The sequence below is a fragment of the Paenibacillus sp. 2TAB26 genome (genome assembly GCF_052115145.1).
Taxonomy (GTDB): Bacteria; Bacillota; Bacilli; order Paenibacillales; family Paenibacillaceae; genus Pristimantibacillus.
In genome coordinates, this window is sequence record NZ_JBFRGC010000030.1 from 45528 (window position 1) to 57335 (window position 11808).

8 protein-coding genes are annotated in these 11808 nt (G+C 47.4%); all 8 read right to left on the reverse strand.

All coding sequences use genetic code 11. The annotated features are described in order from the left end of the window. Window positions 1–145: 145 nt before the first annotated feature. Window positions 146–1072 carry an aminoglycoside phosphotransferase family protein gene (locus AB4Z50_RS28515; protein WP_441884694.1) on the reverse strand — a complete coding sequence of 309 codons (927 nt, stop codon included), beginning with the start codon at window positions 1070–1072 and terminating at the stop codon, window positions 146–148. A gap of 171 nt (window positions 1073–1243) precedes the next feature. After that, window positions 1244–1603 (reverse strand): rhodanese-like domain-containing protein, encoded by a 360-nt coding sequence (locus tag AB4Z50_RS28520; RefSeq protein ID WP_441884696.1) that lies wholly within the window; start codon window positions 1601–1603, stop codon window positions 1244–1246. Between the two features lie 58 nt (window positions 1604–1661). Continuing rightward, on the reverse strand, window positions 1662–2738 hold the full coding sequence (locus AB4Z50_RS28525) for a CHAP domain-containing protein (protein WP_441884698.1): 1077 nt from the start codon (window positions 2736–2738) through the stop codon (window positions 1662–1664). Window positions 2739–2952: 214 nt separating this feature from the next. Further along, a complete protein-coding gene (locus tag AB4Z50_RS28530) occupies window positions 2953–5730 on the reverse strand; it encodes a VWA domain-containing protein (RefSeq protein ID WP_441884700.1) in 2778 nt (925 codons plus the stop codon). Then, window positions 5714–7702 carry a vWA domain-containing protein gene (locus tag AB4Z50_RS28535; RefSeq protein WP_441884702.1) on the reverse strand — a complete coding sequence of 663 codons (1989 nt, stop codon included), beginning with the start codon at window positions 7700–7702 and terminating at the stop codon, window positions 5714–5716. The genes AB4Z50_RS28530 and AB4Z50_RS28535 overlap by 17 nt, the downstream gene beginning before the upstream one ends. Before the next feature lie 88 nt (window positions 7703–7790). Further along, entirely contained in the window at window positions 7791–8798 is a 1008-nt protein-coding gene (locus AB4Z50_RS28540) for a DUF58 domain-containing protein (RefSeq protein WP_441884704.1), read from the reverse strand. Then, window positions 8795–9784: an AAA family ATPase gene (locus tag AB4Z50_RS28545; RefSeq protein WP_441884706.1), complete on the reverse strand. Its 990-nt coding sequence runs from the start codon at window positions 9782–9784 to the stop codon at window positions 8795–8797. Before AB4Z50_RS28545 ends, AB4Z50_RS28540 begins: the two co-directional genes overlap by 4 nt. 15 nt (window positions 9785–9799) lie before the next feature. After that, the gene (locus AB4Z50_RS28550; protein ID WP_441884708.1) at window positions 9800–11779 is read right to left on the reverse strand and encodes a hypothetical protein; all 1980 of its coding nucleotides are present in this window, start codon (window positions 11777–11779) and stop codon (window positions 9800–9802) included. Between the last annotated feature and the right edge of the window lie 29 nt (window positions 11780–11808).

Consider the following 11808-nt stretch of genomic DNA (forward strand, 5'->3'; position numbering starts at 1 on the left):
CTAAAAAACAATGTGATTCTAAGGATACCTCAAATGGTAAAAAAAATATATCCAAACTGCACAAAAACCGTCAGCATGTTGTCAGTTGCGTGTTCTCATTATATGTGCAAATGTCTCTGAGTGTGTAGAGAAGCATTATAAGGTTTTATCCCTTAGGGAGAGATAGCAGCTTATCACGAAGCTCGATATATGCATGATCCCAGCCCATTTTCGCAAAAAAACGAAGACCGTCCAGACCTTTAAAGTATCGAGCTCCAATAAGCCGTTCTTTAAAGTTTTCAATTGGTTTGCCTAAATGCTCATAATGAACACGGAATGCTTCACCCAAATCTATACCAGGTACAGCTTCTTCTATCGTCGCTATATCGATCATAAAGTCGCCATAGATGAAACCTGCATCTATAATTCCGGTAATGCTGCTGTCATCAGAAATAATATTCCACTCATGACAATCATTATGAACAAAATGTCTATGTGCTGCGTTATAGCTGCAAAATGCCAACAGCCTCGAATATATCTCTTCAAAAACATCACGCTCTAAACATGTCGTGCGATACAGCTCATGCCAGTTTTCCCAAAAGGTTCCCTCCTGATTCTCTGCAAAAAACGCTGCTACAAATGACTCCCAATCCGCATATTGACCATTTTTCCCGTCGATGACCGGGCCATATCCTGTTGTTTGTCCTAATTGAACCTGATTCATCTTGGAAATGACATGAACCAGATCCGGCACAACGGCCATTTTTTGCTCAGCCTGCAAATCCGCCAGTACGGTTCCAAGCTTTCGCTCTGAAATACAATAGGAGAAATGCCGCTCTTCACCGATACCGCAAACTTTCGGATAAGGCAACTCTTGTGAAGAAAGCAGATTTGATATCGTCTCTTCCTGCAGAAATGATTCTTTGGATGAATTGAAGCGTATCACATATGGTTCATTTGCCCATTCGAAGAAAAAAACGCTGCTGAAATTACCGCCTTCATTAGCCATAATATGGCTTACTTCACTTCCAAAGTGACGCTGCAGCACCGTATTCACTTCTTGAATCGATAAGCTCGGTTTCGTGTGCGACATAATCAAGCCCCCCTATAATTTGGATTAAATATAGCTTGATTTCGTTAATCGCAGCAAGAGAAACAATAGATATATTCATTTGATACTGTTACCTCAGGTGATCTATTCCTGCATTCGAATTTGCAAATAAAAAAAGCCCGCATTGGGCTTTTTTAGAAACCTATTATTCTATTATTCTCCAGTAGCTACTTCGCCTTGCCATTGAAGCATGCCGCCAGCTACGTTTACTACTTTATAACCTTGAGATTCGAGGTAATCACAAGCTTTCCCGCTGCGGCCGCCGCTGCGGCAAATAATAAGGATCTCTTCTTCCCCTTGCTGAAACTCATCAATCCGCTCTTGGAGCGACGATAGCGGGATGCTGCGTGCTTCTTTAATATGGCCTTCTTGCCACTCCTCTGTTTCACGAACATCTACTAGATTTAAGGTTTTACCTTCCTTCAACTGGCTCTCTAACTCGGCTGTCGTAATCTCTGAGTACATGTTACCCATCCCTTCAAGCGTTGCATTTAAATTTTCATTTACAAGCATTGTAACGCTACGGCCAGCTCATGTCTATCTTGATTAATCCGCTTAATTATTAATAGCATTAATTAATTGGAACATACTCGCCGCTCCATTCATATTGGTAGTCATTGCTTATCCGTATGTACCCTAGTATAAAGCGTTGTCTTTCCCTGTAAAAAACATCTGAGTAGTTCTGATTGTCTCGATTACCCTCAGCTACGAGTAACTGAGTATCCTCGCAACTCAAAATGATGCCAATATGATCATGAGGCTCATCAGATAGCAGCTTATCGTAAATGACAATATCGCCTCGCTGAGGTGTAAATCCTTCCTGCCCATCCTTATAAAAAAATCCGATTTCAGGCAGTTGTCCCCATTCCAGCCAAGCAGCTACACCCGCAAAACGACAAACACCATTCGGGTAACGAATGGGGAGACGAAATCCTGCCAATTTGCAGCAATAATAAACAAATGCAGCGCACCAGCTATTTTTCAACACCTTATGGATATCAGAGTCCGGCCAATATCGGCATATTTCTCTATACCGTTCATCGCCAGGAACGCCAATAATATCTTTAGCCGCAAGCGACTCTGCGATGTCAGCAAGCAGCTCGCGCGTAGTTGAACGCTCATCCGTCCCGCCAGTATCACAGTTTATTAACGCTCCTACAAACTTGGCAGGAATCATAAGTTCATTTAATACCTTTTCAAGTCTACTTTTACCGTCCTGATCAAAACAATGATTTGGCTGGTGAAGATACAATTGCAATAAATAGGCGTCCTTTAAAATTTCTTCATAAGGCCCTTGGCTTCTGCTTCTGTCTTCATAATAAAAGATCGCTCTAAGAATTGTATTTTGCTCTTCCTTCGTAAACAGATCCAAATCCCGAATAAAAGGTCGTACGGATTCTGCGCTGTTAAGACCAGAAAACTCACTAATACCGGTTTTGTAATCATAATATCGGTGAAGCAATGCTGCGATTGAAGCGAGCTCAGCATCCTGTCCTCTTTTCATTGCCAACATGGAGGCCAAGCTAGCAACGCCGAATAAATGAATAGACGCTTCTTGTTTTTTCACCTCATTATTGATCGATGAAATCAATTCTTGGACAAAAAAACGAATGCTTTCCATTCGATGTTCTTTTTTTATCGTGTTCAAATGGGCACCTCCTCCGCATTAATAGTAGTATACTAACGCTTCTTTCTGTTTTTAGCTGCAAGTAGACGATTGATCGTGGCTCCGTTATCTGCTTTACCTTGCATATTAGCTCGACTCGAATCTAGTTCTCTTGCAACACTGGGATCATTTTCTTGCGTGCGCTCCACCTCTCTGGTTGGCACTTGTACGCTCGTGTTCCTTGCAATAGAAACATTCACTTTTTTTCCTCATCGTCTCGTTTGCCCGAAGCATCTCCCGATTGACCTTTTTCTTCACGATATCGTGGATGGTTATCTCCGCTATAAAAACGGACTGCTTCTGACTTTCTTTCCTTTAAGCGACTCACAGAGCTTGACGAATGGCCACTTAAGGCTCTTTCGTTATCTCGCTGGATTGATAACTTCGTTTTTCTAGTTTGGATAAGCAGCTGAAACCTACGTTTCCATGAAATAGACAATCTGCGAATGGCGATATCGAGCAGCCATAGCAGCAGTGCTGCCACGAGAAGGCCATGTGTCCAGTTATAAACTTGCCGTGTAAGAACAGGTTCAAATTGGAAGGCTTGCTTTGGGTCTGTTGGATCTAACATTCTTCCACTAGTTGTGGCGGCCACCTGTTCAAGCAGCTTTAAACCATCCTGATTTGCGATTCGATATTCTGGCGAATAAGGGATCACAAATCCTGCCGTATTCCCATTTTGAATAGACGAATGACTATCCCCTTGACCAATTTGCGCCAAATAAACACCGGGTTCAGTAACCGTTAGCTTCGTTTCAAATTCACCAGGTGCCACTGGCATTAACCGCTTCCGTTCGCTTTCTCCCTCTTGATTCAGAATGGCTGCGGAAAGCTTGCTGTCAGCCCCTGCTCCCTCTGCCTGTGAATGAACGGTTAACTTTGCTTCATTACCATCTACTTGTGCAGTAATGGAATAAGGAGCATGCTCAAACTGTGGAAACGTCCATTTTACCCAATCAACGAAAACTTTAGGAAGCTCAGCCCATTGCACCCATTGGCTTGACCATTTTCCGCTTAAATCACTAGTCCATGCAACCGTCCTTCCAGAACCATAAGACCAGCGTGCGAGGAGTGGATCGCCTTCGGGTGTCCATAATGCAATCTCGGCTGTTTCTTTCGGCGTAGTTGCTATATAGGCATGGATTGCAGGCAATCCATTGCGCCAAAGGGAAGACCACTCTCCTGCTTGACCGATACTTGGGGTGAAGGTATGCTCCACGACGTACGTTCTAGACATCATCACGGTCTCTCGGCTAAAAATAGCGGGAAGCGTGCTTTCGTCTTTCGTAAAGTAATACCGTCCTTTGGCATTTTTGGCCAGCTGCTCAAGCAGATTTTGATCAGAGCCTTCTCCTACAGCAACTGTCGACAACGTCATATTTTTCTCATTCATTGCATCTGTAATCGTATTGTAGTTGGCATTCGTAGAAGATTGACCATCCGTCAGCAAAATCATGTGCTTGCGCTGTGCGTCAAGCTTATTTAAACCTTCGTAACCTTCATTCAGCGCTGAAAATATTTCGGTGCCTCCTTCAGGCTGAATGCTTTGGATTTGATCAAGGACAGCTTGGCGATCTGTAAGCTTCGTCGGCTTTACAACCCACCAAGGCGAAGAATCAAACGCAACTACTCCTACTGTATCGGTATCTCGCAGCAGCTCAATCGTTCGCATGGCAGCTTCTTTCGCTAGGTCAAGCTTGCCATCCGACATGCTTCCAGATCGATCAATGACGAGTACAAGTCCTAGCGATGGAATTTGTTTTCTTCCTTGCAAGTCCATATATACGGGTAACGCACGCTCAACTGGCGTTTTGAAATAACCGCCAAGCCCAAAGCTTTCGTCACCTCCGACCATCATCAAGCCTACCCCATAATCGCTAACGGCTTTTGCAATCCATTCCATAGGCTTCTCAGCTATTCGCGCAGCGGATACATTATTCAAAATAATGCTGTCATATGCTGCATATTGTGCTAGCTCGACCGACAATTGCTCTGGCATGATCGTCTCGTAACGGATGACGGAAGCTTGCAGTGCAGCTTCTATGTTAGCTGAGGAATCAAGGACGCCTTCCACAATTAATACATTTGGTGGACCACTTACCCGGCTAAAGGCATGTGCTGTATTATTTGCCGGCTGTTCATCGCCTGCCGTAAATATTTCAGCTCTAAAACGGTGAAAGCCCGGGTCCAGCGCAACGCTTTGCAGCGAATAACGATTTTCGCCTCTTTCAAGCTGGATATCCGAAACTGAGAGCTCAGTATCATCTGCATATAGTCGAAGCTGCGCCTGACCCGCAATTGTACTGTTAATGGCAATCTCAAAGGTAAAAGTCTCCCCTTGCTTAAGAGCTGCCGGTACATTCAGTTCTTCAATCGAGGTATCCGTTACAACCGAAGTGTTGATATGGACAACATCAACGGAAATACCTGCATTTTTGAGCATACGTGCTTGTCGAAGTACATCACCTGTATTTTCTGCACCATCAGAGAGCAGAACAATACGTCCTCCGCCTTCTTTTTGCAGCATAGCTCCTGCTAACTGAAGCCCTTGTGACAGATCGGTATAGTTCCGATTGACATTCGCTTGGAAATTAAACTCGGTATCCCCTGCTAAGTCCTTATTCGTAACCGTCCGTTCAACTGCCGCATTCAACCCCGAAGAAATGATTCCTCCCCGATCAGCTTCTTCTTTAGCAGTCCACGCCTCATTTATCCACTGGCCTATACGTTTGTCGGCTCGCATGCTCTCTGACCTGTCAGCGACAAATACGAGGCTGCGCTGCTCTCGCTCAATAAACGGCTGGACTTGAGCTGCAATTGCAATCAGGAGTAACAGTATAATCGATCGTGTGGCAATAGACATTATTTTTCTGCGGCCGCGAAGTCGAAGGGTCATTTTGAACATCCAAACGATATATAAAAGCCAAGGAAGCAGCAATAGAAACGCGAGCGGGAACTCAGCCTGAAAGCCCACGGCGATACACCTCCCATTCAGCTGCCATTATGAAGAGCAATAAAATCACAATATACAATTGCAATGATATCTGCTGTTCATCTGTTGAACGATCTATGCCGGGAGCTGGAGTGAGCTCAGAGGTTGCGTTCGGCAAAAACACCTCTGCATCGGCTCCATTTTTCTGAAGCTCCTCATGATCAACCGTGACAGCGAGCATCCGACTGCTTACAGCCATTTGATCTATGTCGCTTTCTACGAGGCGGTATAACCCTGGAATGGAGGGTGCGATATATAATCCAGCTGAATCCAAATCAAGCTCTGCTGACTGACGAAGCAGCGCACGCTCAGCTCGGGAGTCTCCTCCTGTAAGCTCAACCGCTTCCCAAACCGCTTTAACCGTATTCGTATGTAGAGAAATTTCCATTAACTGCTCAGAAATGACAGAACCAAGCTCAAGGCGAGAACCGCCGCTCATCCACTGTGCAGCTTGAAGGATAAGAATCGGAAACTCTGGCCGGAGCGGCAAATCTGTATCTTGAAAATTAAAAGTAAAGCGAAGCTTCGCCTTGCCATTCTCCTTGCCTGCATAAATTGCTGGTATTCCGCCATAGCTAAGTACCGGCTCTCCCCATAAAAGCTCAGATGCATCAGGCTTCTCCAGTCGACCAATATGCGTATCAGCAAATGTGATATAAGTCGTAAGGGGATGCTCCTTCTTCTCTACTCTCGTGTTCGTTGGAATACTTGCTGTTTCATCCGATTGATCGGGATGATCGATCATCCATAGCGGCTTTGATTTAAGCAGCAGGGACCATTCAGAGTCGGCCAGCAGCCGTTCATTCATCCCATCTAAAATAATCCAATCCAGTCTATTAACCTGCTCACCTGTTGGAACGGCGCTGTCTGGACTTATTTTTACCGTTTGGACGCCTGCCAGCTGAAGTGCTTTCTCCAGAAACAAATTTCCTTCCGAAATGAGAAGTGCTTGCCTAGCACTTGGAATTGTCGGAAATTGAAATGCCGTGTTATCAATGACAACAGCATCCATGCGTTGTTCAATTCTGGCCTTGTAATAAAGGGCTGGAGGAAGATCGACGATCTCCACGCTTTCCCACTCGCCTGCTGGAACAATAACGGTTCGATTTGCAGCTAGAATCTGCTTTTTCACGTCACTCTCATCATTTGCAGCGAATACATCAAGGTTTACCGTCTGCTCCCGCTTGCTGTCATTTTTTATCGTAATCATACCCACACTTTTACCGCTATCGTTCGAATCTGCTTTGATGCCAAAATATAAAAGCGATACATTGCTGTCAGAGCTCGCTTGTCCTACGATTACACGCTCAACTTTTGCATGCAGGTTGAGCTTGTTGGCTTCTGCAGCATCTGACCACTGGCCATCTGTAAAAATTACGACCTCTCCATTTGAATCCTCTTGCAACAAAGAATCTGCTAACGAAAGGGCTGCGGTATGATCTGTTTTTCCATAAAAAGGTGTTATCGCTTGCAGTTGTCGTTTCATCTGCTCTTTGTTTCTTTGGCGATTCGTCAACACTTCAGGCTGCGCACCTGTGGCAACAATCGTAATCAATCGAGCATTTGATTGTTTGTCAAGCCAGATCTCTGCTGCTTCTATTGCTGATTCAAGGCTTGTCTTCGCAGTAAGATTGTTGTCTCCTGTTTTTGCCGACATGCTTGCAGAACGATCAATGAGGAGGACAGCATGACCAAATGGTGCTGCCTGCCTCATGACTATTGGCTCCATTAAAGCGAAAACGAGTATTAGAGCAACGAGCAGCTGCAAAATGAGAAGCCAGCGGCTGCGGAGCTTTTGCCATGGCCGATTCGCTTCCTGCTCCTGCAATACCCGTCTCCATAGCAGGTGACTAGCGATATGCTGGTTCTTATAGGTTCTCTTTAGGATATACATGGCAGCGATAGCTGGCAACGCAAATGCAAACCAAGCCGATGCCACGGACAAAAACTGCATCCAATACCCTCCAATCCATTCTAATCATGCTTTAAAGAGATCTAGGAAAGTACATATGCAAAAACCTTATAAAGCGATAAATTTGGAACTAGCTGTTAAGTACATACGAGGATAAAAAAGTGTGTCTAACCGTTTCCTCTAATGAAATACCAGTATTCACGAAAATATAGGAGGCGCCGCGTGCTGCGCATATGCTCTTCAGTTCATTTTGAAAGCCTGCAACTGCAATGCGGTATTCCTGAAGCAGCTTTTGACCTATCGCTACTTCCTTTCCCGTCCCCAGCTCGCTGTCAATTAGCTTGAGTTCTCCACTCAAATCGGGGCTCAACTCATCAGGCGACAATAGATGTACCAGCACGACCTGTTGACCTGCTGCTGTTAACGAAATGAGAGTCTCTTCGATTCCCTGTTCAAACATTGCATCTGTAAGTACCCATGCGGAACCAGAACGTCTCGGCAATGCAGCTGCCGTCTGGAATGGTGCTGCCATGTTAATGAATTTTGTTGCAGCAGAGGAAGAAGAATCGCTATCCATCTCCAGCTGCTGCATGGCATCTGCTAAAAAATGAAAAAGCTTTGATGAAGAAACACGCCCATGCAGCGGCTGCAGCTCCTTAATGATCGTATCACGAAACAAACGCACCGAAATTCGATCATCTCCGCAAAGCGAGATATGCCCTAAGCATGCAGCTAGTCTTAATGCATATTGAAGCTTGTTTGTATCCGAATGTCCAAAAGCCATGGATTGTGATACATCGATGTAGAGGCTAACCTGCAGCTCTTGTTCATCCCAATATTGCCGAATAAACGCTTTGCCTGTTCGGCCGTAAACATTCCAATCTATTCGGCGGATATCATCACCGGATGAATAAGGCCGATAATCAGCAAATTCTTGCGATCCGCCAAGCGAGCTGGAGCGCCTTTTGCCTGCCAGCATGCCTTTGATGCGGTTACCTGCACGAATACGCATTCGTTCAAGCTCCGTAAGAAAAGATAGATTAGGAAATAATAGCTTCAAAGCTTCCTGATTCGAAAGTCCGGCAGATGGAGAATAGGCATTCTGTAATGAGTTTGCTGATTCTTTGCTCACGCTCATCGCTCGGCCTCCACAGCCGTTAAAATGGCTTCAGACATCTGGTCGCTAGACAAGCCCATCGCTTGTGCCTCATAGCTAAGCACGAGTCGATGCCGAAGCACCGGCAAAGCCGTTTGCCGAATGTCATTCCAAGAAATATGAAGCCTTCCAGCTGATAATGCTCTAACTTTACTAACAGCGATAATGGCTTGAACAGCACGCGGCCCCGCTCCGAATCGTACGTATCGTTTAACCTCTTCAGGTGCGTCAGGCTCGCCAGCATGCGACATCATAACAACCTTAACCGCTAAATCAAGCACATCATCGGCGACTAAAATCTGTTTAGCAGACATCTGCAGATCCAATAATTCAGCCGCGGAAAGAACAACTGATACTTTGGGCTGAGTGATTGAAGTTGTGCGGAGCACGATTTGTTTAAGCTCCTCGCGGCTTGGATAATCCACTCCAATTTTGAGCAAAAAACGATCAAGCTGCGCTTCAGGCAGCGGATAGGTTCCCTCTTGTTCTATCGGATTTTGGGTAGCTAGCACAAAAAAAGGTTTTGGCAGCTGATGCGTCTCCCCGCCTGCTGTTACCGTACCCTCTTGCATAGCTTCCAGCAATGCACTTTGTGTTTTGGGCGTCGCCCGATTGATTTCATCAGCGAGCACTAAATTTCCGAAAATCGGCCCTGCTTGAAACCGATGTGCGGCTGCGCCTTGGGTACCAAAATCTATCAATGTTGTACCCGTAATATCCGAAGGCATTAAATCAGGCGTAAATTGGATACGAGAAAACTGTAAAGAGATGCAATCCGCAACAGTCCCGATCAGCATCGTTTTGCCAAGGCCTGGTATTCCTTCGAGAAGGGCATGACCCCCGGCAAGCAAACACCAGAGCAGCTGCTCCACAACGGCTTGCTGACCGACGATGACACGGCCAATCTCTTCTTTCAATGCAGCAATCCTCGCGGCAGCCTCATCTAACTGTGCTTTGGATTCAATCATATCGGATCATCTCCATTATCGGTTCGGTTGAATTTGATCAAAATATTGCTTAACCTTCTCCTGCATACTATCAGGCAGCTGTGAGCGTCCTAGCGATTGCTTCGCTTCTGCTGCATATTCGTTATAGACATCCTCATAAGGACGTGTCGTTCCATCGATCATCGGGGATTGACCGCCATTTACGGTCTGTCCCCCTGTTGATGGACCACCATCCTGCTGTACATTACCGGAGCCCTGCATCGTACGAGGCGTTGTGACCAAATTTCTACCGCCGGCTCCTGTGCCAGCTCCTGGTCCAGTGCCGGAGCCAGAGCTGGAGCCAGATCCGGATCCAGAACCATAGCCAGAGCCGGAGCCGGAGCCAGACCCGGAACCATAGCCAGAACCAGAGCCGGAGCCAGAGTTAGAGCTAGAGCCAGTGCCAGAGCTAGATCCAGTACCTAAGGCAGAGCCAATACTAGAGCCAGAGCCAGAGCCAGTGCCAGTGCTGGAGCCAGTGCCTAAGGCAGAGCCAATACTAGAGCCAGAGCCAGAGCCAGAACCAGTGCCAGTGCTGGAGCCAGTGCCTAAGGCAGAGCCAGTGCCGGAGCTAGAGCTAGGGCTAGAGCTAGAGCCAGAGCCAGTGCCAGTGCCAGACCCGGAGCCAGTGCCTGAGGCGGAGGCAGAGGCGGAGCCAGAGCTAGATCCAGTGCCAGAGCTAGTTCCTGAATCAGAGCTGGAACTAGAGTTAGATTGAGGAGCAGTGCCGGATGCAGCATAAGAGCTAGAGCCAGTACCGAGCGCAACGCCCGCGGCGCCTTCCGCAGCAAGCTGCTGTGCCAGCTGCTGCCCGCTTTGCCCGAGCTGGYCCGCCATACCTCGGGCCAACTGCTCCAGCTCTCCCTGCGATAATTCGCGGGCGAGCGCTTTCTCAAGCGCCGCGAGTGCATCGCCGGCGCTCTCGCCATCCGGGGCGGCTCCGCCGTCCGCCCCGGCATCACCTGCGGCGCGCACCTGCTGCGCCGCCTGTTCAAGCGCCGCAGCAGCAAGCTGTGCGGCGCCCTGCTCTTGCGGCTGCTCTGCTGCCAGCCGCTCAAGTGCACTCGCCAGCGCTTCACGCTGCGCTGGCGACAGTTGATGCAGCTGCGATCGCATAGCGTCGATCGCTTGCTGCATGCCTGCGGCGTCTCGATCCTGCAAAGCTTGACCGAGCTGCCGCAGGCTTGGCTCATTGCTCATCGTATTCGCCGCAGCTTCCAACCGCTTCGCCGTTTTTTGCGCAGCTTCAGCTGCTAATTCCAGCTTGTTAATCGCAGCCTCCAGCTGCTCTAGCGCCTCAGTTCCATCGCTGCCCAGCGAATCGAGCTTGCTGCGCAGCTCCTTCAGTGGTTTAAGCAGCTCCTGCTTCTGATCCTCTGGCAGCTCTGCTGCCTCCGCGAGATCAGTAAGCTTCTCCGTTTCTTGCTCCAGCGCCACAAGCCTTTCCTTTGCCGCTGCGAGCGCTTCCGCTCGTTCGTCAAGTGAATTAGGCAGGAATAGCAGTATCGCCAAAACGATCCATACAGCAGCTGCACTATAGATGAGCAAACGCCAGCTTCGCCAGCCTGGCCACGGCAGCGAAGAATGCAATCCGCTCACATATTTATCTGCAGCCTCTGTTGCCGCTTCTCGCTGCATGATAACGATCGGATGAGCGTGATCTTCTTCACGCATTAACCCATCAAGAGCAGTCGATATCGCATCCTCGGTTACTTGTTTATCCATCATTCTAGCTGCTTCCCTTAAGGAAGCACGCTTCCATAATCCAATGCCCGCACCAACAACGAAACCTAAACTGGCAATGATGAACACAAGCAGTCGAACATGCAAAATAGGCCACAGCCTGCTTGCACCAAGCAGCAAAAGGCCAGCAGCACTGCTTCCAAGTAAACCTATCAGCGCATAACGGCTCACTGTAAACATTGTCAACCTGCGTCTAACAGGATGGAGCAGTTCAACCAACGACTTTTTTTGCATAACTGGCCCTCCTATAAGTTTTGCAAAGC

Coding starts and splice junctions, on each gene's coding strand:
- AB4Z50_RS28540 (WP_441884704.1), bottom strand. CDS start 8,798: ATGAGCGTGAGCAAAGAATCAGCAAACTCATTACAGAATGCCTATTCT.
- AB4Z50_RS28520 (WP_441884696.1), bottom strand. CDS start 1,603: ATGCTTGTAAATGAAAATTTAAATGCAACGCTTGAAGGGATGGGTAAC.
- AB4Z50_RS28535 (WP_441884702.1), bottom strand. CDS start 7,702: ATGCAGTTTTTGTCCGTGGCATCGGCTTGGTTTGCATTTGCGTTGCCA.
- AB4Z50_RS28545 (WP_441884706.1), bottom strand. CDS start 9,784: ATGATTGAATCCAAAGCACAGTTAGATGAGGCTGCCGCGAGGATTGCT.
- AB4Z50_RS28515 (WP_441884694.1), bottom strand. CDS start 1,072: ATGTCGCACACGAAACCGAGCTTATCGATTCAAGAAGTGAATACGGTG.